The sequence below is a fragment of the Aureimonas populi genome (assembly GCF_017815515.1).
GTDB classification, from domain to species: Bacteria; Pseudomonadota; Alphaproteobacteria; order Rhizobiales; family Rhizobiaceae; genus Aureimonas; species Aureimonas populi.
In genome coordinates this window covers 3,221,463-3,240,581 of record NZ_CP072611.1, presented here as the reverse complement: position 1 = coordinate 3,240,581, position 19,119 = coordinate 3,221,463, and the positions used below count along the sequence as shown (strand labels likewise).

Genomic DNA, 19,119 nt, shown 5'->3' with positions numbered 1-19,119 from the left:
GGGCGCCTGACGAAGCGCGTGCCTTGCGGCCTTCTTCGCGCTTGACCTCGATCACGGCGAACGCTTGCTTGTCCGACCCTGCGATCCCCCGTCCCGCCCCGGCCGAGCCGGTGCGCGGCTATGTCTTCGCCGGCGGCGCCTATCTCATCTGGGGCCTTGTCCTGCCGGTGTTTCTCAAGGCGCTGAGCGGCGTGGATGCGCTGGAAGTGGTGGCCCACCGCATTCTCTGGGCGTGGCCCTTCGCGCTCCTCCTGCTCCTGCGGCTGTCGGGGCGCCACGCTCTGCGCCCCTATCTCAACGCCCGGACGCTGGCGGTCGCGGCGCTGTGCGCGGCGATCATCTCGGTGAACTGGGGTGTCTATGTCTACGCCATCGCGGCGGGGCACGGGGTGGATGCAGCGCTCGGCTACTATATCAATCCACTGCTCAGTCTCGCGCTGGGAGCCATCTTCCTGAAGGAGCGGCCCAGCGGCCTTCAGCTCGTCGCCATCGCGCTCGCCTGCGTCGGCGTCGTATTCCTGACCGTGGCCACAGGCGGCCTGCCATGGGTGTCACTGATGCTGGCGCTCTCCTTCGGCCTCTATGGGCTGTTGCGCAAGGTGACCCCCTATGGCGCGGTGGAAGGCTTCTTCCTGGAGGTGACGATCCTGTTCGCGCCCGCGCTCGCGCTGGCCCTGTGGGTGGGCAGCCGGGGAACGGCCCATTTCGCCAATGACGGCTGGGAGACGCTGCTTCTGGTGCTCTCCGGCCCGCTCACGGCGATTCCGCTCATCCTGTTCGCCGCCGGCGCGCGCCTGCTGCGGCTCTCCACCATCGGGATGCTGCAATATCTGACGCCGACCCTGCTGGGGCTGACGGCGGTGTTCGTGTTCGGCGAGCCGTTCGGCCTCGAGCAACTCGTGGCCTTCGCCTTCATCTGGACGGCGCTGGCGATCTACACAGCCTCGCTCCTGGGCGAGCGCGGCAGGCGCCGCGCGGGGAAGGTCAAAGACGCTCGATGATCTCGCCGGCCCCTTCGCGATGCGCGGGGGCCGTTTCCAGGATGGCGGGCAGGATATCCTCGACGCGGTCGATCACCAGCGGGCGAACCTGATGCTGGGTGTGGATGAAGCCCTCGTCGCGCATGTGGTCGAGCAGCCCGGCCAGCGGATTCCAGAAGCCGCCCACATTGGCGATGACGATGGGTTTCCTGTGCCGGCCGAGCTGGCTCCATGTCATGATCTCGATCAGCTCCTCCAGCGTGCCGATGCCGCCGGGCAGGGCGACGAAGGCGTCGGAGCGCTCGAACATGGCGTGCTTGCGCTCGTGCATGTCCTCGGTGACGATCAGTTCGTCCAGCCGCTTCAGCTCGCTCTCGGTCGCCTCCATGTCCACCAGGAAGCGCGGGATGATGCCCGTGACCTGGCCCCCGGCGCGGATCACCGCGTCGGATACCGCGCCCATGATGCCGCGTGTGCCGCCGCCATAGACGAGGCGGATGCCGGCCTCGCCCATCGCGGTGCCGAGCGCCTCGGCGCTGGTCATATAGTCAGGATTGCGCCCGGCGGAGGAGCCGCAATAGACGCAGACGGATCGAATCGAACTCATGGGTGGAAAGTCGGATTTCGAAGGCCGCCGGTCAAGCATCGAGGCGCGATTTATCGTCTCGCGGGCGTCAGCTTCGCGCGTCGATGGCGTCGGCGATCTCGTCTGTCATCTTCAGGGCCCGCAGGATCACCGGCACGGCGAGGGCGAATGTGCTGCGCTCCGCGCCGCGCGCCTTCTGCGCCTCGCGCACCTCCTCCAGCACGCCGGCCAGAAGCGGCACGAAGCGGATCGTCATGGACAGGGCAAGGCCCACCTTCGCCGGATCGACGCCGAGCGGGCGCAGGGGCGCCATCGACCATTCGATCGTGTCCACCATCGCGGCCGTGCGCGTGGTCAGCGTCACGAGGCTGGCGAGCAGAAGCAGTGCGACAAGGCGCAGGACGACGGCGAGGGCGGCGGCAATATCCGCCATCCAGACCTGCGCGGCGAAGATCGCGAGAAGCAGAAGCAGCGCGGGGCGAAGCTGAGTGGCGGCCAGGCGCATCGAAAGGCGGGCGAGGGGGAACAGCGCCAATGCGCCGAGGAAGGCGGCCCCAAGGACGAAGAGGTCGGCGGTGAGGAACAGGAGCGTTGCCAGAACGGGCAATGCGAGGAGCTTGGCCCCCGGCCGCAGCCGGTGCATCGCGCTGTCTCGATGGGCGTAAAGGCCCCGGATCACGAAACGAGCGCCCGGTAGAAGGCGAGGGCCTCGGCGGGCTTTCCATCGAAGGCGAGCCGGCCGGCCTCGAAGACGAGGACACGGTCGAACGCCGGCAGAAGCTCCAGATCGTGCGTGACCAGCACCACGCGCCGTGCGGTGGCCTCCACCGTGTCCATCACGCGGCGGCGGTTGCGCAGGTCCAGAAGCGTCGTCGGCTCGTCGAGCACCAGAAGCTCCGGGCGCATCGCCAGGATGCCGGCCAGCGCGACGAGCTGGCGTTCGCCGCCCGAAAGCTCGTGGACGAGCCGCTCCTCGAAACCCCGCAGGCCGCAGCGTTCCAGCGCGGCCCCGACACGTGCCCCGATCTCGCCCTTGCCGAGCCTTTCGCGCTTGAGCCCGAAGGCCACGTCCTCGCCGACCGTGGGGTAGACGATCTGGTTGTCCGGGTTCTGGAACAGGAAGCCGACCTTGCGGCGCACGTCCTTGCCCTGCGTGGCCGTATCCAGCCCCGCCACCGTGACGGTGCCGGAACTGGGGCGGACAAGGCCGTTCAACAGCCGCGCGAAGGTGCTCTTGCCCGAGCCGTTGGCGCCGATCACGCCGACGCGCGGCTCGTCCAGCGATAGCGAAAGGTCCGACAGGGCAGGGCGCTCTCCCCGGAGGACGCTGACCCGATCGAGAACGATCATCGGCGCAGGAGGGGCGCCTGCGGCCGGATGAGCGGATAGGCGCGGCGCACCGCCACGACCACGGCCGCCGCGACGCCCGCCTTCACCAGGTCGCCCGGGATGAAGGCCACGGCCGATGCGCTGAAGGCCTGGAGCAGCGGAACGCCCGACAGCGCGGCGAACCAGGGCACTCCAACGCCGTAGACCACACCGACGCCCCCAAGGACGGAGAAGGCGAAGGAGTGAACGAGGCCGAGACGCGCGAAGAAGCGTTCCGTCAGCCAGCCGATGAGGAAGGCGGCCAGGACCCAGCCGAAGATGAAGCCGCTCCACGGCCCCATGAGTGCGCCGAGGCCGCCGCGTCCGCCCGAGAGGAGCGGAAGACCGACCGCCACGAGCGCTACGAAGAGCAGCATGGACAGCCCGCCACGCCTGGCACCGAGTATGCCGCCCGCCAGCATCGGCCCCATGGACTGGGCCGTGACGGGAATGCCGAGACCGGGAATCATCAGCGGCGGGAAGATGCCGAGAACCGCCATCAGGGCGGCGAAAAGGGCGATCTGCACGATGTCGCGTGTCGTCACTGGAAGTTCCCCCCGGCTGGCGGCGCGGTCTGCCCCGCCCCGCGATTTGCGCCTGTTTAGCGCCCGACGCGCCGGAGGAAAAGCGGTGGCGCGAAGCCAGGCAAGGGAAAGCCCCGGCGCGCGGCGCCGGGGCTTGCGGAAGGTCGGCGTGCCTTTACTGGGCGGGCGTTGCCGGCTCCACGTCCGCCGCGGCGGTCTCGACATAGTCGTAGGTGCCGTCGGACCACTCGTAGACGACATAGCCCGGCAGGGTGACGTCGCCCACATCGTCGAAGGCGAGCTCGCCGATGACCGTGTCGAAGGTGCCTTCGTTCAGCGCGGCGACCACCGGCTCGAAATCCGTGGAGCCGGCCGTGTTGACGGCCTGCGCCCAGGCCTGGATGGCGGCGTAGGTGTAGAGGGCGTAGCCTTCGGCCGACTTGCCGGCGGCCTCGATCTTCTCCACCACCGGCGCGGCCACCTCGTTGCGGCGCGGGTCGGGCGAGAAGGTCATCAGCGTGCCTTCGCCCGCCTCGCCGGTGATGGCCCAATACTCGTCGCTGACCAGCGCGTCGCCGGACATGATGAGCGCGTCCATGCCCTGCTCGCGCATCTGGCGCGCGATGAGGCCGGCTTCGGTGTGGTAGCCGCCGATATAGACGAGGCCGACATCCTCCTGGTTCATGCGGGTGACGAGGGCCGTATAGTCACGCTCGCCGGCCGTATAGGCCTCGACCACGGTGGGGTCCTTGCCGGCCGCGCGCAGCACGCGCTCGGTCTCCGCGGCCAGGCCCGCCCCGTAGGCCGTGCGGTCGTTGAGGATCGCCACGTTCACATCGGCGAAGTTCTCCGCGATGTAGGCGCCCGCGACCTCGCCCTGCTGGTCATCGCGCCCGCAGACGCGGAACACGCCTTCACCCGGCCTCTCCTCGGTGAAGGCGGGGTTGGTGGAGGCCGGCGAGATCATGACGATCTCCTCGTCGGCATAGACCTGGCTGGCCGGGATGGAGGAGCCGGAGCAGAAATGGCCGGCCACGAAGGTGACGCCCTCGGAGGCGAACTGGTTGGCCACCGCCACCGCCTGGCGGGGATCGCAGGCGTCGTCGCCGATGGACAGGCGCAGCATTTCGCCGTTCACGCCGCCCGCTTCGTTGATGTCGGCCACCGCCTGCTCGGCGCCGGTGCGGAACTGCTCGCCGAAGGAGGCGTACTGGCCGGTGATGGGCCCGGCGACGCCGATGGTGATCTCGGCCATCGCCATGCCGGACATGACGAGGTTGAGGGCGACACCGCCCAGGAGGACTTTCTTCATGACGACCTTCCCGTTTGACTGACCAGCGCGACGGCGGCGTTCTGCCTATCGGTTAAGCGCTGCTCCCAAGTGATTAAAGACGAGGATGATCCCGGAGGGAATGGGGTCCGGATGAAATCTTTCGTTGCACGGCGCGTATCGTCAACAACCGAGGCGAAAAGACCTTGGCGCGCGCGAAAACGCGCCCGCATGCAAGGCAGGCGGGCATACCGGAGAGGGCGCCCGGGCCTCAGGCCGCGCGGTCGAGGAAGCCGTATTGACGCTGCGTCTGGAGCTTGCGGGTCCACATGCGCCCGGCCGCCGCGAAGGCCATCAGGACGATGAAGTCGATTCCCGCGTAATAGGCGGCCGTGCCCAGTGTCTCGAGCGGCAGGAAGAAGGTGCCGTCGAACAGGCTGAAATGGATGAAGCGGGCCGCGATGGTGAGAAGCAGCGTGTAGAAGGTCATGAGGCCCCAGCCGCTCCATGTCAGCGCCGTGGAGCGGCCGATCATGTAGGCGAGGGCGCCGCCCAGGACCATGGTGACGAGGACGAACTCGAAGACCGAGACCTCCCAGAGAAGCGCCATTTGCGGCTGCATCAGTGCCGTCCTCCCTCGAGATAGGCCGCCCGCACCTCCTCGCGCGACAGAAGCTCGCGCCCGGTGCCGCTCATGGTGATCGCGCCGTTGACCATCACATAGCCGCGATGGGCCAGCCGCAGCGCGTGGAAGGCGTTCTGCTCCACCAGGAAGACGGTCAGCCCCTCATTGACGTTCAGCTCCCGCACCACCTCGAAGATCTGCTTGACGATGAGGGGCGCCAACCCGAGCGAGGGCTCGTCGAGAAGCAGGAGCTTGGGGCGGCTCATCAGCGCGCGGGCGATGGCGAGCATCTGCTGTTCGCCGCCCGAGAGCGTGCCGCCGCGCTGGTTCGCCCGCTCCTTCAGGCGCGGGAAGAGCGTGAAGACGCGCTTCAAATCCTCGTCGAAATGGTCCTGGCCCACAAGGGTCGTACCCATCTGGAGGTTTTCCATCACCGTCATGCGCCCGAAGATGCGGCGTCCCTCCGGCGACTGGGCGATGTGGCGGGTCATGATGGAATGGGTGGGAAGCTGGGTGATGTCCTCGCCGCGATAGAGGATCTGGCCCGAGCGGGCGCGGGGACTGCCGCAGATCGTCATCATCAGCGTCGACTTGCCGGCGCCGTTGGCGCCGATGATCGTGACGATCTCGCCTTCGTACACGTCGAGATCGACGCCGCGCAGCGCCTGGATCTTGCCGTAGAAGGTCTCGACCCCGCGAATCGACAGGAGCGGCGCGGCGGCCGGGGCGCCGGATGGCAGGGCGCTCATCGTGCGCCTCCTTCGCCTGGCTCCGAGAGCGGGGCCGCGACGCCGGCCACCTCGGCGGCGCCGGCCAGATCGCCGTGCTCCAGCTTCTCCTCCACCGCTTCCACCTCCTCGTCGTCCACGCCCAGATAGGCGGCGATGACGCGCGGGTCGTTCCTCACCTCCTCGGCCGTGCCGTCGGAGATCTTCTTGCCATAGTCCAGCACCACCACGTGGTCGGAAATCTCCATGACGACCCCCATGTCGTGCTCGATCAACAGGATGGAGACATCGTCCCGGTCGCGGATCGAGCGCAGGAGGTCGTTCAGCTCGGCCGATTCGCGCGGGTTGAGGCCCGCCGCCGGCTCGTCCAGGCACAGGAGCGCGGGCTTGGTGCACATGGCGCGGGCGATCTCCAGCCGGCGCTGGTCGCCGTAGGAGAGGTCGGCGGCCGGGTCGTCCGCCCGGTCCAGAAGCGCGGTGCGCCGCAGCCAGTCGACGGCCAGATCCTGCGCCTCCTGCCTGGCGCGCCGGTAGCCCGGCAGGCCGAAGAGGCCCGCGAAGGTCATGCCGGAGGCCACCATCAGCTCGTTGTGCTGGGCGACGAGAAGGTTTTCGAACACCGTCATGCCGCCGAAGAGGCGGATGTTCTGGAAGGTGCGCGCCACGCCCGCCTTGTGCGTGATGCGGAAGTCGGCCATCCGCTCCAGCAGGAACAGCTCGCCGCCGTCGGCCCGCGCGCTCTGGCGGCCCGAGCGGGTGAGCTCGGCCACCGATTCGGGACGGATGCCGCGGCCGCGCCGAAGGGTGATGCGCCCCTCCGTCGGCTTGTAGAAGCCCGTCACGCAGTTGAAGACGGTGGTCTTGCCCGCGCCGTTGGGGCCGATCAGGGCGGTGATGTCGCCGCGCCCGACCTCAAAGGAAAAGTCGTTGATGGCCACGAGGCCGCCGAAGCGCATGGTCAGGTGCTCGACGGTCAGGACCGGATCGTGGGTCCAGCGCTGCTCGGCCGTGGCGGGCTTGGGGGCGAGGTTCGACATCGGCGTCAGTGTCCCTCGCCCTGGGCGACCATGTCGGCGCCGATCTTCTTCTTTTCCTTGTAGATCGCCGAGGGCGTTCGCGAGGAGACCAGCCCGCGCGGCTTCCACACCATGATCGCGACCATGGCGAGGCCGAAGATCAGCATGCGGTACTGAACAGGGTCGAAGCCCTGGCCGAAGACCGCCTGAAGGAAGGTGAGGTTTCGAAGAAGCTCGATGCCGCCGATCATCACCACCGAGGCGATGACCACACCGATCTGCGAGCCGAGGCCCCCCAGCACGACGATGGCCAGGATGATGGCCGACTCCAGGAAGGTGAAGCTTTCCGGCGAGATGAAGCCCTGGCGGGTGGCGAAGAAGGAGCCCGCGAAGCCGCCGAACATGGCGCCGGTCGCGAAGGCGGTGAGCTTGACGTTGGTGGTGTTGATGCCGAGCGCGCGGCAGGCGATCTCGTCCTCGCGCATGGCCTCCCACGCCCGGCCGATGGGCAGCTTGCGCAGGCGCAGGGTGACGAAGTTCGTCAGGAGCGCGAGCGCCAGGATGATGTAGTAGAGGAAGATGAAGCGGTGGATCGAGGAGGGCTCGATCCCGAAGAAGTCCGCGAACGAGCCTTCGCCGCGACCGAAATCCAGGCCGAAGAAGGTGGGGCGGGGAATGCCCAGAAGCCCGTTCGGCCCGCCGGTGAAGTCCGACCAGTTGAGCAGGACCACGCGGATGATCTCGCCGAAGGCGAGCGTCACGATGGCGAGATAATCGCCACGAAGCCGCAGGACGGGAAAGCCCAGGATCACGCCCCAGCCCGCGGCGAACAGCCCCGCCATGGGCAGGCAGACCCAGAAGCCCAGGTCGAAATTGATGGCCAGAAGCGCGAAGGAATAGGCCCCCACCGCGTAGAAGGCCACATAGCCGAGATCGAGCAGGCCCGCGAGCCCGACCACGATGTTCAGCCCCCAGCCCAGCATGACGTAGGTGAGAATGAGGATGGCGAGGTCGATGAGGTAGCGCTCGCGAGAGGGCACGAGGCCGCCGACCACGAACGGGAAGGTGAGCGCAAGAGCGAGGAGGGCGACCCCCAGGCCCCTGGCGAAGAGGCTGCCGGCGCGGCCGGTGCCTCCCCGGGCTGAACGCAGCCCCTCGAACAGCGGGCGCTCCCGCTGGAAGACGAAGTAGGAGAGCAGGAAGCGCACGCCGAAGGCGATGGCGATGGCGGTGAACCACAGGCCCCAACGCGGCGTGAGGGTAAGGCCGCGCGAGGCCGTGTCGGAGCGCACGGCGAGGAAGAAGAAGGTGAGCCCGGCCACGATGAGGGCGGTGACGACGGATTCCTTCAAAGCCTTCGCGAGGCGGGCCCCGGCGGTGGGCGGCTGGCGGAACGGCGGCTCGCCGCCCAGCGCCTCGGCGCGCCGCTCGGCTTGCCCCTGCGCGCCCTCGGGCGTGACGGCGGTCGGCTGGATCGTGCTCGACATGGGGCTTCAGACCTTCTCGACGGCGGGGCGGCCGAGCAGGCCCGAGGGGAGGAAGATGAGGACGATGGCCAGGATCGAGAAGGCGGCCACGTCCTTGTATTCCACCGAGAAATAGCCGGACCAGAAGGTTTCGATCAGGCCGATGAGAAGGCCGCCCAGCATGGCGCCGGGCAGCGAGCCGATGCCGCCGAGAACCGCCGCGGTGAACGCCTTAACGCCCGCGAGGAAGCCGATATAGAAGTCGATCACGCCGTAGTAGAGCAGATACATGAGGCCCGCCACGGAGGCGAGCGAGGCGCCCATGATGAAGGTCAGCGAGATGGTGCGGTCCACGTTGACGCCGAGCAGCGAGGCCATCTTGGCGTCCTGCTCGCAGGCGCGTTGCTGGCGCCCCAGCGCCGTCTTGCCGATGACGAGCGAGAAGCATGTCATCAGCACAAGCGTCGTCACGATGATGACGATCTGCATGTAGGAGATCTGCGCCCCATCGGTGAGCTGGATCGCGCCCTGGACCTGCGGGGGCAGGGGCTTGACGCGGGCGCCCTGCGTGACCTGCACGAAATTCTGCAGGAAAATGGACATACCGATGGCGGTGATGAGCGGGGCGAGGCGGAAGGAGCCGCGCAGGGGCCGGTAGGCCACCCGCTCCACCGTCCAGCCCCATATGGCGGTGAAGAGCATCGCCACCACGAGCATGAGAAGCAGGACCAGCGGCAGGAAGGTGAGCCCGAGCCCGGCGATGATGAGAAAGGTCGTCAGCGCTATGAACGAGCCCAGCATGAAGATCTCGCCATGGGCGAAGTTGATCATGCCGATGATGCCGTAGACCATCGTGTAGCCGATGGCGATCAGCCCGTAGATCGATCCCAGCGTGATGCCGTTGACGAGCTGCTGAACAAAATAATCCATAAGGTCGCTGTCCCCGCAGGCGTGTCATCCTCGCGCCCCCATTGCCGAGGATGACAGCATGTTCGGTTTATTAGCAATGGCGCGGCGGGAAGCCAATCCTTGCGATTGAAAGGCGGCTGATGATCACTCTCTTCGCGTGTGGTGGCGGTGATCCGGGCCGGAGCACCCTTTTCCTGAGATTGGAATTATTCTAATAAGGTGTCCGCCCTTTGCGGGCCAAGGCACCCGGAGACGCCCCATGCGCCTGACACGCCAGACCAACTACGCGTTGCGAATGCTGATGTATTGCGCGGCGAACGAGGGGCGTTTGAGCCGGGTGGGCGAGATCGCGGCGGCCTATTCGGTTTCCGAGCTCTTCCTTTTCAAGATTCTCCAACCCTTGGTGGAGGCCGGCTTCGTGGAGACGGTGCGCGGGCGCAATGGCGGTGTCCGGCTCGCCCGCCCGGCGGGCTCGATCACGCTTCGCGCGGTGGTGGAAGTGACGGAGGAAAGCTTCGTTCTGGCCGAATGTTTCGAGCCCGGCGCGGCGGACTGCCCGCTGATCGACAGTTGCTCGCTGAATGCCGCGCTCCGGCAGGCGCTGGAGGCGTTTCTGGGCGCGTTGGGCGAGCACACGATCGCCAGCCTCGTGGGGGGCAGCAACTCGATCCACCATCGGCTGGGTCTGGCCGAGCCGACCGGGGCCCCCGCCGGGCCGGTGCCCGGCACCGCGCGCTTGCGCAGCATCGCCTGACATTCCGCCCGGCGAATCGGGCCTGCGCGCGATTCGAGGCGACCTTGTTCTTGATCGCATGGCTGCCATGCATCTGCGCCGCTGGCGCGAAGGGCGGGGCCGTGCGACATCCATCCGCGCAGGCATTCCTCCCAATGGCCTGCATCTTTAAAACCCGCTCGGTCCTCCCCCGAGCGGGTTTTTTCGTGCCCGCTCGATCTATTTGACGACCAGCACCGGCACGGGGCTGTGGGTCAGAACCTCGACCGTCTGGCTTCCGAGGAGAAGCCGGCCGAGGCCGCGCCGGCCGTGCGAGGTCATCACGATGAGATTGCACCCCTTTTCCCGTGCCGTCGCCAGAATGCCATCGGCGGCGCGGCTGTCAGGCACGTGCACTTTTTCGCACGCGACGCCCCATTGCGCTGCCTGGTTATGGGCCGCGTCGAGGATGGCCCCGGCGGATTTCTCGCACCGCTCGTTATAGACCTCGATGGCGTTGCGGGCGGCAAACGAGCCCTCGCTCGGCACGGCGTGGATCGGGAAGGGCTCCGTCACGGCGACGAGGGTGACTTTCGCGTTCGTCTCCTTGGCAAGGGAAATCCCGTGATCGACGCCCTTCTTGGCGAGGTCCGATCCATCCGTGGCAATCAGAATATGAGTGTACATGCGCCCTCCTTTCAGCGCCCCCTCGATACACGGTTTCGCGCGCGGATGCCTTGATCGCGATCAAACGCGCCGATGCCGGCGGGAGGCGGGGCGCGCCGGCCTTCATGCGGGCGCGGAAGGGCGGGAAGCCGAGCGGCCCGGCGCTCAGGAGCCCAGAACGCGCACCTGCTCCGGGTTTTCGTTCTCGGACCGCCAGGCGAGGTGGAAGAAGGGCTCGAGAAACGCCTGCCATTGCGGCGATGAGACCTTCACGATCAGCGTTCCGCGCTCGTCATGCAGGGAATGGACGATCGTGGCGGGCAGGGGGCGGTGCTCGACGGTGAGGAAGAGCTGCCGGGCGGTGCCGTAGACCCGCGCCAGACGTGGGAGCCGCCATTCCTGATCGGTGCCGTTCAGGGCCGAAAGCTCCGGAACGTATTCGCGATCGTCATGGCGCTGGTCCCACGAACTCTCCTCATCCATCCATCGATCGAGGGACGTAGGGCGCGCGGCACTGCGAGCTGTCATTTCCGTCTCCCTGAATACCGCAATCGATACTTGCACCGATTAATCGTTTTGGCGAGCCCGGGGGCCGGCTGTGCGCTCCCTCGGGTCGTTCACCCATAAGCCTCGCGGGTCGCCGCAAGAACACGTCGGGGTTAATTCCCCGGCGCTCTTCTAGGCGGGAATGCCTACCCGCCGATGATGCCCTCCGGCACCTCGCCATGCTGCGCCAGGATGACGGGGTCCTCCAGCGTCTCGCCCGTCTCGGTGTCCACCGTCACCGTCACGGCGACCACGCCGGCGAATCGAACCGCATCCCGCTCCGCGCGCGCCACCGCTTCCGCCGCGCTCCGGAAATCGAGCGCACGCCCCTTCACCAGCTTGCGGCCCTGCTTCTCGAACTGCTGAACGATGTAGAGGGTCTGTACGGGCAAGGCGCTTCCAATCAGGTTGTTCGGGGACCGGGCAAGGGCGGCGGCAGGGAGCGACTTCGCGCCGCGGGCGGGTTCCCCACCGTCAACGCGTTTTCCGGACCTTGCTCATTCTGTTCGAAAGAGTGCCTGTTTCCCCCAAATGCGTGCCTTGCCTGCGCGAAAGATGCGCTCGGGCCGCTGGAGGAGAGGAAGGGATTCGAACCCTCGAAACCATCGCTGGTTTACTCCCTTAGCAGGGGAGCGCCTTCGACCACTCGGCCACCTCTCCACGGCGCTCCTACTACCACGTGAAGGCCAGAGTTCAAGCGGATTTCCGGCGGCAGTCCAATTTCGGGCCGGCGGCATCGCGGCGTGTCCAGGAGGGCGGAAAATCGCGGCGGGGCCGGCCTTGCCCTGGTGTTCGGTCCCAGGTCCGTGGCTTCGGCGAGGGGGCTGGCCGAAGGGCAGGCTGGCCCCATCTTGCAGAGGCGACAGGAGATCCGCACCGTGCCCGAGACCCTGACAGCCTACATGATCTCCGCCCCTCCACGCGAGGACGATCCTGAGCCGCGCGAGGGAACGAGGATGTTCGCCGTGCTCGCGCCGTCCGCCTCGGAGGCGCAGGAACTGGTTCGCAAGGCGATGGGAGAGGGAGAGGTGCCGCTCGTCCTCCATGACGACGCGGGTGCCAGGGCCTATCTGGCGCTGATAAAGCTGCGGCCGGGCGAGCCGCTGGAGTTCTCCGTGAACGCCGCCGCGCGCATTCCGCGCTGACGGCGGCCCGGGCCCTCGGGGGGCCTCCTTGAACTTGCCCCTTGCAAAGGCTCGCGTCCCACCCATATGATGGTCGTGTTGCGCGTCCCCGACAGGGTCGATGCGCGAAGGGCTCTCAAACCCTCGACCGACCACGGATGTACTGGCGCGTCGACGGGTGAGAGCCGCACATCTCGAAAGAGACGCAGAGCCGTTGGGTGTCATGCCCGGCGGCTTTTTCGTGCCGGCAAGGGGGCGGCCTTTCCTAGACTTGCCCCTCCAGCCGCTCGCGCAGCCCATCCGCAAACAGGCGCAGGGCCGCCGCCACGTCTGCGAGATGGCGCTCCTCTCCCTCGTAGCCGGAGCGCGGCGCGTCTTCCACCGAAGCCACGATACCGTGGATCTCCTCCTCGGCCTCCTTCGGAAAGATCGCCCGTTGCGTGGCGCGTTCGGCATAGAGCGCTTTCAGCAACAGGTCCTGCGCCTGCACCTGGCTCTGAAGCTTCATGATCGCGCCAGCCATGAATTTAAGTGCCGTCTCGTTCTGCGACATGCGAAAGACCTCGTTCCTCGATCGAGGTGTTCTGTCACATGTCCGGCGCGCAGGGAACGAGATCAGGCGCGAGGCGCTGCTCGAGCGGCAATACATCACAATAGAGAATGGCTGGGGCGCCTGGATTCGAACCAGGGAATGGCGGTACCAAAAACCGCTGCCTTACCGCTTGGCTACGCCCCAAAATGCCAAGTTCGATCGGCGCTCCCTATAGCCTTTCGGCTCGGCAGGCGCAATCTGGATGGAGGGGAGATAATTTCGCTCGGCGCAGGTCGGCATGGCTTGCGGCGGGGGATGTGGCCCGCTATACAGCCGGCGGCTTCGGAGTGTAGCGCAGCCTGGTAGCGCACCTCGTTCGGGACGAGGGGGTCGCAGGTTCGAATCCTGCCACTCCGACCATTCTTTCAGATCAAAGATTTTATCGGGCGGCTTTCGTAGCCGTGCCTTGGGATGGGCTCTGGCGAGCCTGTGAGGGCCTCGTTTGCCGGCTCGGCTTCCTTGCCGAGGCGGTCGCTCTGCCAGGGTTCGGCCGCAAGACGCGTTGTGAGAGCGACCTGTTCGGGAGCCCCGGAATCAGCGGTGGATCTCGTTCACCGTGTCCGAAAGATCGAGATACTCGTTCGCCACATCCTCCAGAATGCTGGCAAGCTCGCGGGGCGGGGTTCCGCCGCTGGCGATGAAGGAGGAGAGAAGCGAGGCGAAGGCTTCGGTCGTCGAGCGAACGACGCGCTGGAAGGACGGCGCGTCGAAATGCTCCTCGTCAAGTGTCTCGGCAAGGGAAACGATCACGGTGTGGGGCATACACGTCATCCTCTTGTTCGTGCCCATAATAGTAGACGCTCTCTAAGCTTGCGCGGGCCATTAGGCATACAAAGGCAATCGTTTGGATCAGCCCGTAATGTTGCTCCACGCTCGTCGGAGCACGTCTCGAAAGGTGTTTCGCCAAGATTAACGCGCTGACGGCCGATTTGTGCCACATTGCCGCGTCCTGCTTGAGAAACTACGCGCGACGGCATCGGGTATGCGAGGCTGGCGCGTGAGGAAGGGCGCGCTTGGGCTGGCCGCTTTGCCCCTATTCACCGCGGGCCCGCGGGGCGGGCGGTTTACAGGCTGCGCGCGGTCGGCTAGGTCGGCGGCAGAGCAATCTCCGGTCGCAGCCTACCCGGTCAAAACAAGGACACTCGAATGAAAACCCTCGTCGTCTGCTCGGGCGGACTCGACTCCGTTTCGCTCGCGCACATGATCCATGCGGCCGGCTATCTCGCCGGGCTCGTGACCTTCGATTACGGACAGCGGCATCGCAAGGAGATCGGCTTCGCCGCGTCCTGCGCGGCGCGGCTTGGCGTGCCCCATCACATTATCGACATCGGCTCCATCGGCGCGGTGCTTTCCGGCTCGGCGCTGACGGATGGCGTGGACGTGCCGGACGGGCACTACGCCGAGGAGACGATGAAGGTCACGGTGGTGCCGAACCGCAACGCCATCATGCTGGCCGTCGCCTTCGGCCTTGCCGCCGCGCAGAAGCTGGACGCGGTGGCCGCGGCCGTGCATGGCGGCGACCACTTCATTTATCCTGACTGCCGCCCCGATTTCATCGACGCTTTCCGCGCCATGCAGCGCAGGGCGCTGGATGGATACGCGGCGGTCGATCTCCTCGCGCCCTTCGTCGAGCGCTCCAAGGCGGACATCGTGGTGGAGGGCGCGCGCGTGGGAACACCGTTCGCGGCGACATGGTCGTGCTACAAGGGCGGCGAAAAGCACTGCGGCCGCTGCGGCACCTGCGTGGAGCGGCGCGAGGCCTTCCATCTGGCGAAGGTGGAGGACCCGACGGAGTACGAGGACCGCGACTTCTGGATCGGCGCCGTTGGCGGGCGGGCCGGCTGATGTACCGGATCACCAAGGAATTCCACTTCTCGGCCTCCCACCAGCTCTCCTCTCTGCCCGGCGACCACCCTTGCGCGCGGCTCCACGGGCATAATTACGTGGTCGAGGTGGAACTGAGCGCGCCGGAGCTGAACGAGCACGGCTTCGTTCGCGACTATCGGGAGTTGACGGTGCTGAAGGCCTATATCGACGGCAGCTTCGACCACCGCCATCTCAACGACGTCCTGGGGCACGATCGCGTCACGGCCGAGTGCCTCGCCCGGCACTTCTACGAGTGGTGCCGCGCGCGCCTGCCCGAAACATCGGCCGTGCGGGTTTCGGAGACGGCCAAGACATGGGCCGAATATCGCCCGTGAGCGCCGCTCCGACGCTGCGCATCGCCGAGATCTTCGGCCCGACGATCCAGGGAGAGGGCGTCCTGATCGGCGAGCCGACCGTGTTCGTGCGCGCGGGCGGGTGCGATTACCGCTGCGTCTGGTGTGATACGCTGCACGCCGTGGAAAGCCGCTTTCGCGACGAGTGGGCGCCGCTCTCGACCGAGGCGGTGTGGGCCGAGGTGGTCGCGCTTTCGGGCGGGCGGGCGCTCACCGTGTCGCTGTCGGGCGGGAACCCCGCCATCCAACCCTTCGGGCCGCTCATCGCGCGGGGGCGGGCGGAGGGATACCGCTTCGCGCTGGAAACGCAGGGCTCGCTCGCCCGCCCCTGGTTCGCCGAGCTTTCGACGCTGGTCCTCAGCCCGAAGCCGCCTTCCTCGCGAATGGAGACCGACTGGTCGGCCCTGGACGACTGCCTGAAGGCTGCGGGCGCGGGGCCGAGGGTGGTTCTTAAGTTCATCGTCTTCGACCAGGCCGACTACGAATATGCAAGGGACGCGGCGGCTCGCTACCCCCGCCTGCCGGTCTACCTGCAACCGGGAAACCATACCCCGCCGCCCCCGGAGGCCGAGGACGCGCCGATCGACATCGACGGCCTGATGGAGCGGATGCGCTGGCTGGTGGACAGGGTGATCGAGGATCGCTGGTTCGAGGCCCATGTGCTGCCGCAGCTTCACGTGCTGATCTGGGGCAACAGGCGCGGCGTCTAGGTCCGGCGGGCAAGGAGGGCGGCAGCCTCACTCCTGTGCCGGAGCCGGCGGCGGCGCGCCAATACCTTGCGCGGGTTCCTGCGCGCCCTGCATCCTGTCGGTCTCGCGCGCCTCGCGTCCGTCGCTGGCATCCCACCAGAACAGGCGGATGAGGGCGGCGGCCATCAACAGGCAGGCGGCCAGCAACGCCCACCGGATGGCCACGCTCGCAGTACGGCGCTTTTGCATCGTGCCATTTCCTCCAAGGCGAGAGCATAGCATCGCGCGCGGCCTGTCGGGGCGCATTTTCCGGGCGATGTGCGTTTTCGCGTGAGTCGAAACTTCCCGGGCCGGAGGCTCGTTACCTTTCATTCGGGAGATGAGGGCTTCACCTTGGCAATCGATCTCGGCAGCGGGCAGGCGAAAGGCGCGCGACACGGCCCCCGATCCGCCCCGTCGCGCCTGTGGAGCTTCTACGTGAGACATCGTATCGGCATACAGGATCTCGGGGCGCTTGCCGGCCTCCTGCTCGTCCTCGCCTACGTCGCGTTCGAGATCGAAGTCTTCCGCACCGAAGGGGCCATGAGCGACGCCCAGAGGCGAATCGCGCTGAACGAGAGCCTGCTTCTGGGCGGCATCCTCGTCCTGGGCCTGCTCATCTTCGCCATTCGTCGCTATCGCGACCTGCGAAGCGAGATCGCGCGGCGCAGCGCCGCCGAGTGCAAGGCAAGGGAGCTTGCCTATCGTGACCCGCTGACCGGACTTGCCAACCGGCGCGAGTTCGAGGACTCGCTGCGCCGGGCTGCTGCCGCGCCGCCCGAGGCAGGGTGCAGCCATGCCGTGTTCCTGCTCGACCTCAACGGCTTCAAGCAGATCAACGATACCTATGGGCACGGCGTCGGCGACGAGGTGCTGGTGATCTGCGCGCAGCGGCTGATGAGCGCGGTCCGGCAGGACGCCTTCGTAGCGCGAATCGGGGGCGACGAGTTCGTCATTCTCGCCGAGCATCTCTTGGGGCCGGAAGCGGCCGCAAGCATCGCGATGCGCATTCTCCATCGGTTCGAGCGGCCTGTCGCCACCGGTCATGCCGAGCATCCGGTGAGTGTGGGGATCGGCATCGCGCTCATGCCGGGTGATGCGCAGGAGGCGGAGGAGGCCCTGCGCAAGGCGGATGTGGCGCTCTACCGGGCCAAGGCGGAGCGGCGCTCCGCCTTCCGCTTCTTCGAGGAAGAGATGGATAGGCTCCTGCGCGAGCGCGAGGCCATGGAGCGCGATCTGAAGCGGGCGATGCAGGGTGGCCGCATCGAGCCGCGCTACCGGCCATCCTTCGATCTGGGCACCGGAGGCGTGGTGGGCTTCGAGGCGGTGCCGTGCTGGACCGGCGACAGCGGGGAGGAAATCCCGCCCGAGCGCTTCCTGCCGATCGCGCAGGAAACCGGGCTGATCCACGAACTGGCCGCCCAGGTGCTGGAAGCGGCCTGCCGCGCGGCGACCCGCTGGCCCGACGCGATCACCCTTTCGATGGACGTCCTGCCCGGACAGATCAAGGATCGCAATCTCGGGCAGTCGATCCTCGCCACGCTGGAGCGCACCGGACTCGATCCGCGGCGGTTCGAGGTCGAGATCGCCGAAAGCACGATCGTCCATGATCTGGAGGCGGCCAAGGCCGCGCTCGGGCCGCTGAGATCGGCGGGGGTGGGCATCGCGCTGGACAATTTCGGCACCGGCTACTCCAACCTCTACCACATGCGCGAATTTCGCATCGACAAGGTCAAGATCGCCCGCCGGCTGGTGGAAAACATGGGAGAGGAAGAGGCGGACCGCATGGTGCGGGCGCTGGCGGGGCTCGGCCACGGCCTGGGCCTGGCGGTGAGCGCGGACGGGCTGGACAATACCGAGGAACTGGGCCTCCTCCTGGCCTCGGGCGTGCGGGAGGGGCAGGGAAGCGGCGAGCTGGTGACGGGCGCCGAGGCCGACCGCCTGGTGTCCCGCGTGCCGGCGTGAGGGGCGCGTCTTAGTCTGGCACGTCCCACGCCTCTCCGGGCCGTAGCGGGCGGAAGCGGTCCGGCTCGATCCGCGAGGAGGCAAGCGCCGCGCGCAGGGCATCCAGCGGACGGGTGATGCCCTCGTCGGTCAACTGGAATGTGCCCCAATGGTGCCCGGCCGCGAAGCGCGCGCCGGCAAGCCGCATCCCCTCCACCGCCTCCGCAGGGTTCTGGTGCTGGCCGCTCATGAACCAGCGCGGCTCGTAGGCGCCGATGGGCAGAAGCGCGAGGCGGAAGCCGCCGTGCTTTTCCCGAGCGTCCCGATAATTGCTTCCGCCGCCGAAGCCGGTATCCCCGATATGGTAGATCTTGCCGGCGGGCGTCTCGATCACGAAGGCCGCCCATAGCGCCATGCGCCGATCCGTCAGGCCGCGCGCCGACCAGTGATGGGCCGGCTCGCAGTGGATCGTGGCGCCGCCGTGCGAAAGGGCGCCGCCCCAGTCCAGCACCTCGATGCGCATGCCCGGCGCGCGGGCGCGGATGATCGTGTCGTTGCCCAGCGGCGTGACCACCAGCGGGTCGTGCCGCGCCGCAAGCCTTGCGAGCGTATCCACATCCAGATGGTCGTAGTGATTGTGGCTGACGAGGACGATGTCGATAGGCGGCAGGGCGTCGAAGGCGATGCCCGGCCGGTTGACGCGCCGGGGCCCCGCGAAGCTGGCCGGCGAGGCCCTTTCGGAGAAGACCGGGTCCGTCAGGATGTTGAGGCCGGCCGTCTGGATGAGCATGGTCGCGTGGCCGACCATCGTCACGCGCAGGCTCTCGCCCTCCACCCGCGCGGCCGGGCTGGCCTCCAGCGCGTCCTCCGGCCAGCGCGCGGGCCATGTCTCCCGCTCGCCCGAGAGGCGCCAGCGCATGAGGTCCGCAAAGCCGAGCGGCTCCTCGCCGCCGGGATTGAAGAAGACGCGGCCGTCGAAATGGTCGCTCACGGGCCCCTTGTAGTAGCGGTTGCCCGAAAAGACGGACCTTGCGGCCGCGCCGCCGGACAGCGTGGCAAGCGCGCCGGCGGTCAGGAGCCTGAGGATGCGTCTTCTGTCCATGTGGTGCTCCCATG

The 19,119-nt window shown here is 67.4% G+C and carries 24 protein-coding genes and 3 tRNA genes; 8 read left to right on the top strand and 19 right to left on the bottom strand.

Going from position 1 to position 19,119, the window contains the following annotated elements; translation table 11 throughout:
* The first annotated feature begins 68 nt into the window (after positions 1–68).
* Positions 69–1,001, top strand: a complete 933-nt coding sequence (gene rarD, locus J7654_RS15385; RefSeq protein ID WP_209736744.1) for an EamA family transporter RarD — start codon at positions 69–71, stop codon at positions 999–1,001.
* Here rarD and J7654_RS15380 read toward each other — a convergent pair.
* The 10 genes from J7654_RS15380 to J7654_RS15335 form a co-directional block, all read right to left on the bottom strand.
* Positions 985–1,587, bottom strand: coding sequence for an LOG family protein (locus J7654_RS15380; RefSeq protein WP_209736743.1), 603 nt, complete (start codon positions 1,585–1,587; stop codon positions 985–987). The two genes, rarD and J7654_RS15380, sit on opposite strands and share 17 nt — an antisense overlap.
* Positions 1,588–1,654: 67 nt before the next feature.
* Positions 1,655–2,209 carry an energy-coupling factor transporter transmembrane component T family protein gene (locus tag J7654_RS15375; protein ID WP_245195526.1) on the bottom strand — a complete coding sequence of 185 codons (555 nt, stop codon included), beginning with the start codon at positions 2,207–2,209 and terminating at the stop codon, positions 1,655–1,657.
* Positions 2,210–2,241: 32 nt separating this feature from the next.
* Positions 2,242–2,916 carry an energy-coupling factor ABC transporter ATP-binding protein gene (locus J7654_RS15370; RefSeq protein WP_209736741.1) on the bottom strand — a complete coding sequence of 225 codons (675 nt, stop codon included), beginning with the start codon at positions 2,914–2,916 and terminating at the stop codon, positions 2,242–2,244.
* Positions 2,913–3,479: a biotin transporter BioY gene (locus tag J7654_RS15365; protein ID WP_209736740.1), complete on the bottom strand. Its 567-nt coding sequence runs from the start codon at positions 3,477–3,479 to the stop codon at positions 2,913–2,915. Before J7654_RS15365 ends, J7654_RS15370 begins: the two co-directional genes overlap by 4 nt.
* A gap of 154 nt (positions 3,480–3,633) precedes the next feature.
* A complete protein-coding gene (locus tag J7654_RS15360) occupies positions 3,634–4,770 on the bottom strand; it encodes a branched-chain amino acid ABC transporter substrate-binding protein (protein WP_209736739.1) in 1,137 nt (378 codons plus the stop codon).
* A 229-nt stretch (positions 4,771–4,999) separates the two neighbouring features.
* Positions 5,000–5,350, bottom strand: a complete 351-nt coding sequence (locus J7654_RS15355) for a DUF6867 family protein (RefSeq protein WP_209736738.1) — start codon at positions 5,348–5,350, stop codon at positions 5,000–5,002.
* Complete coding sequence (locus tag J7654_RS15350) at positions 5,350–6,102, bottom strand: ABC transporter ATP-binding protein (RefSeq protein WP_209736737.1); 753 nt, start codon at positions 6,100–6,102, stop codon at positions 5,350–5,352. Before J7654_RS15350 ends, J7654_RS15355 begins: the two co-directional genes overlap by 1 nt.
* Positions 6,099–7,118: an ABC transporter ATP-binding protein gene (locus tag J7654_RS15345; RefSeq protein WP_209736736.1), complete on the bottom strand. Its 1,020-nt coding sequence runs from the start codon at positions 7,116–7,118 to the stop codon at positions 6,099–6,101. Before J7654_RS15345 ends, J7654_RS15350 begins: the two co-directional genes overlap by 4 nt.
* A gap of 5 nt (positions 7,119–7,123) precedes the next feature.
* Positions 7,124–8,584, bottom strand: coding sequence for a high-affinity branched-chain amino acid ABC transporter permease LivM (gene livM / locus J7654_RS15340; RefSeq protein ID WP_209736735.1), 1,461 nt, complete (start codon positions 8,582–8,584; stop codon positions 7,124–7,126).
* A gap of 6 nt (positions 8,585–8,590) precedes the next feature.
* The gene (locus tag J7654_RS15335; protein WP_209736734.1) at positions 8,591–9,493 is read right to left on the bottom strand and encodes an ABC transporter permease subunit; all 903 of its coding nucleotides are present in this window, start codon (positions 9,491–9,493) and stop codon (positions 8,591–8,593) included.
* Between the two features lie 238 nt (positions 9,494–9,731).
* Between J7654_RS15335 and rirA the strand changes: the two genes are divergently transcribed.
* On the top strand, positions 9,732–10,226 hold the full coding sequence (rirA, locus tag J7654_RS15330) for an iron-responsive transcriptional regulator RirA (protein ID WP_209736733.1): 495 nt from the start codon (positions 9,732–9,734) through the stop codon (positions 10,224–10,226).
* A gap of 198 nt (positions 10,227–10,424) precedes the next feature.
* Here the strand turns inward: rirA and J7654_RS15325 are convergent, their stop codons facing one another.
* The 4 genes from J7654_RS15325 to J7654_RS15310 form a co-directional block, all read right to left on the bottom strand.
* Positions 10,425–10,871: a universal stress protein gene (locus J7654_RS15325; protein ID WP_209736732.1), complete on the bottom strand. Its 447-nt coding sequence runs from the start codon at positions 10,869–10,871 to the stop codon at positions 10,425–10,427.
* A gap of 144 nt (positions 10,872–11,015) precedes the next feature.
* A complete protein-coding gene (locus tag J7654_RS15320) occupies positions 11,016–11,333 on the bottom strand; it encodes a hypothetical protein (RefSeq protein ID WP_209736731.1) in 318 nt (105 codons plus the stop codon).
* Positions 11,334–11,542: 209 nt separating this feature from the next.
* Complete coding sequence (locus J7654_RS15315; RefSeq protein ID WP_209736730.1) at positions 11,543–11,788, bottom strand: hypothetical protein; 246 nt, start codon at positions 11,786–11,788, stop codon at positions 11,543–11,545.
* Positions 11,789–11,966: 178 nt separating this feature from the next.
* Positions 11,967–12,056: transfer RNA gene (locus tag J7654_RS15310), tRNA-Ser, on the bottom strand.
* A gap of 191 nt (positions 12,057–12,247) precedes the next feature.
* Between J7654_RS15310 and J7654_RS15305 the strand changes: the two genes are divergently transcribed.
* Positions 12,248–12,541, top strand: a complete 294-nt coding sequence (locus tag J7654_RS15305) for a hypothetical protein (protein WP_209736729.1) — start codon at positions 12,248–12,250, stop codon at positions 12,539–12,541.
* A 244-nt stretch (positions 12,542–12,785) separates the two neighbouring features.
* On the opposite strand, the gene J7654_RS15300 is transcribed toward J7654_RS15305, so the two are convergent.
* Both J7654_RS15300 and J7654_RS15295 read right to left on the bottom strand, forming a co-directional pair.
* Positions 12,786–13,073, bottom strand: coding sequence for a hypothetical protein (locus J7654_RS15300; protein ID WP_209736728.1), 288 nt, complete (start codon positions 13,071–13,073; stop codon positions 12,786–12,788).
* Between the two features lie 108 nt (positions 13,074–13,181).
* A tRNA-Gln gene (locus J7654_RS15295) sits at positions 13,182–13,256 on the bottom strand.
* A 139-nt stretch (positions 13,257–13,395) separates the two neighbouring features.
* On the opposite strand from J7654_RS15295, the gene J7654_RS15290 reads away from it, so the two are divergent.
* Positions 13,396–13,472: transfer RNA gene (locus J7654_RS15290), tRNA-Pro, on the top strand.
* A 174-nt stretch (positions 13,473–13,646) separates the two neighbouring features.
* Here the strand turns inward: J7654_RS15290 and J7654_RS15285 are convergent.
* Positions 13,647–13,874: a hypothetical protein gene (locus J7654_RS15285; RefSeq protein WP_209736727.1), complete on the bottom strand. Its 228-nt coding sequence runs from the start codon at positions 13,872–13,874 to the stop codon at positions 13,647–13,649.
* A gap of 384 nt (positions 13,875–14,258) precedes the next feature.
* On the opposite strand from J7654_RS15285, the gene queC reads away from it, so the two are divergent.
* The 3 genes from queC to queE are packed head-to-tail and all read left to right on the top strand — an operon-like array spanning position 14,259 to position 16,041.
* Complete coding sequence (gene queC, locus J7654_RS15280; protein WP_209736726.1) at positions 14,259–14,957, top strand: 7-cyano-7-deazaguanine synthase QueC; 699 nt, start codon at positions 14,259–14,261, stop codon at positions 14,955–14,957.
* Positions 14,957–15,313, top strand: a complete 357-nt coding sequence (gene queD, locus J7654_RS15275; RefSeq protein WP_209736725.1) for a 6-carboxytetrahydropterin synthase QueD — start codon at positions 14,957–14,959, stop codon at positions 15,311–15,313. Before queC ends, queD begins: the two co-directional genes overlap by 1 nt.
* Complete coding sequence (queE, locus tag J7654_RS15270; RefSeq protein WP_209736724.1) at positions 15,292–16,041, top strand: 7-carboxy-7-deazaguanine synthase QueE; 750 nt, start codon at positions 15,292–15,294, stop codon at positions 16,039–16,041. The genes queD and queE overlap by 22 nt, the downstream gene beginning before the upstream one ends.
* A 27-nt stretch (positions 16,042–16,068) precedes the next feature.
* Here the strand turns inward: queE and J7654_RS15265 are convergent, their stop codons facing one another.
* Positions 16,069–16,269 (bottom strand): hypothetical protein, encoded by a 201-nt coding sequence (locus tag J7654_RS15265; RefSeq protein WP_209736723.1) that lies wholly within the window; start codon positions 16,267–16,269, stop codon positions 16,069–16,071.
* A 228-nt stretch (positions 16,270–16,497) separates the two neighbouring features.
* Here J7654_RS15265 and J7654_RS15260 point away from each other — a divergent pair, with 228 nt between their 5' ends.
* Positions 16,498–18,024 carry a putative bifunctional diguanylate cyclase/phosphodiesterase gene (locus J7654_RS15260; protein ID WP_209736722.1) on the top strand — a complete coding sequence of 509 codons (1,527 nt, stop codon included), beginning with the start codon at positions 16,498–16,500 and terminating at the stop codon, positions 18,022–18,024.
* Between the two features lie 10 nt (positions 18,025–18,034).
* Here J7654_RS15260 and J7654_RS15255 read toward each other — a convergent pair whose 3' ends face one another.
* On the bottom strand, positions 18,035–19,105 hold the full coding sequence (locus J7654_RS15255) for an MBL fold metallo-hydrolase (protein WP_209736721.1): 1,071 nt from the start codon (positions 19,103–19,105) through the stop codon (positions 18,035–18,037).
* Positions 19,106–19,119: the final 14 nt, after the last annotated feature.

What these genes read in the sequence shown, in the direction of transcription:
- J7654_RS15380 (WP_209736743.1), bottom strand. Translation starts at nt 1,587, where the DNA reads ATGAGTTCGATTCGATCCGTCTGCGTCTATTGCGGCTCCTCCGCCGGG.
- J7654_RS15375 (WP_245195526.1), bottom strand. Translation starts at nt 2,209, where the DNA reads ATGCACCGGCTGCGGCCGGGGGCCAAGCTCCTCGCATTGCCCGTTCTG.
- J7654_RS15370 (WP_209736741.1), bottom strand. Translation starts at nt 2,916, where the DNA reads ATGATCGTTCTCGATCGGGTCAGCGTCCTCCGGGGAGAGCGCCCTGCC.
- J7654_RS15360 (WP_209736739.1), bottom strand. Translation starts at nt 4,770, where the DNA reads ATGAAGAAAGTCCTCCTGGGCGGTGTCGCCCTCAACCTCGTCATGTCC.
- J7654_RS15355 (WP_209736738.1), bottom strand. Translation starts at nt 5,350, where the DNA reads ATGCAGCCGCAAATGGCGCTTCTCTGGGAGGTCTCGGTCTTCGAGTTC.
- J7654_RS15350 (WP_209736737.1), bottom strand. Translation starts at nt 6,102, where the DNA reads ATGAGCGCCCTGCCATCCGGCGCCCCGGCCGCCGCGCCGCTCCTGTCG.
- J7654_RS15345 (WP_209736736.1), bottom strand. Translation starts at nt 7,118, where the DNA reads ATGTCGAACCTCGCCCCCAAGCCCGCCACGGCCGAGCAGCGCTGGACC.
- livM (WP_209736735.1), bottom strand. Translation starts at nt 8,584, where the DNA reads ATGTCGAGCACGATCCAGCCGACCGCCGTCACGCCCGAGGGCGCGCAG.
- J7654_RS15335 (WP_209736734.1), bottom strand. Translation starts at nt 9,493, where the DNA reads ATGGATTATTTTGTTCAGCAGCTCGTCAACGGCATCACGCTGGGATCG.
- rirA (WP_209736733.1), top strand. Translation starts at nt 9,732, where the DNA reads ATGCGCCTGACACGCCAGACCAACTACGCGTTGCGAATGCTGATGTAT.
- J7654_RS15325 (WP_209736732.1), bottom strand. Translation starts at nt 10,871, where the DNA reads ATGTACACTCATATTCTGATTGCCACGGATGGATCGGACCTCGCCAAG.
- J7654_RS15320 (WP_209736731.1), bottom strand. Translation starts at nt 11,333, where the DNA reads ATGGATGAGGAGAGTTCGTGGGACCAGCGCCATGACGATCGCGAATAC.
- J7654_RS15300 (WP_209736728.1), bottom strand. Translation starts at nt 13,073, where the DNA reads ATGTCGCAGAACGAGACGGCACTTAAATTCATGGCTGGCGCGATCATG.
- J7654_RS15285 (WP_209736727.1), bottom strand. Translation starts at nt 13,874, where the DNA reads ATGCCCCACACCGTGATCGTTTCCCTTGCCGAGACACTTGACGAGGAG.
- queC (WP_209736726.1), top strand. Translation starts at nt 14,259, where the DNA reads ATGAAAACCCTCGTCGTCTGCTCGGGCGGACTCGACTCCGTTTCGCTC.
- queD (WP_209736725.1), top strand. Translation starts at nt 14,957, where the DNA reads ATGTACCGGATCACCAAGGAATTCCACTTCTCGGCCTCCCACCAGCTC.
- queE (WP_209736724.1), top strand. Translation starts at nt 15,292, where the DNA reads ATGGGCCGAATATCGCCCGTGAGCGCCGCTCCGACGCTGCGCATCGCC.
- J7654_RS15265 (WP_209736723.1), bottom strand. Translation starts at nt 16,269, where the DNA reads ATGCAAAAGCGCCGTACTGCGAGCGTGGCCATCCGGTGGGCGTTGCTG.
- J7654_RS15255 (WP_209736721.1), bottom strand. Translation starts at nt 19,105, where the DNA reads ATGGACAGAAGACGCATCCTCAGGCTCCTGACCGCCGGCGCGCTTGCC.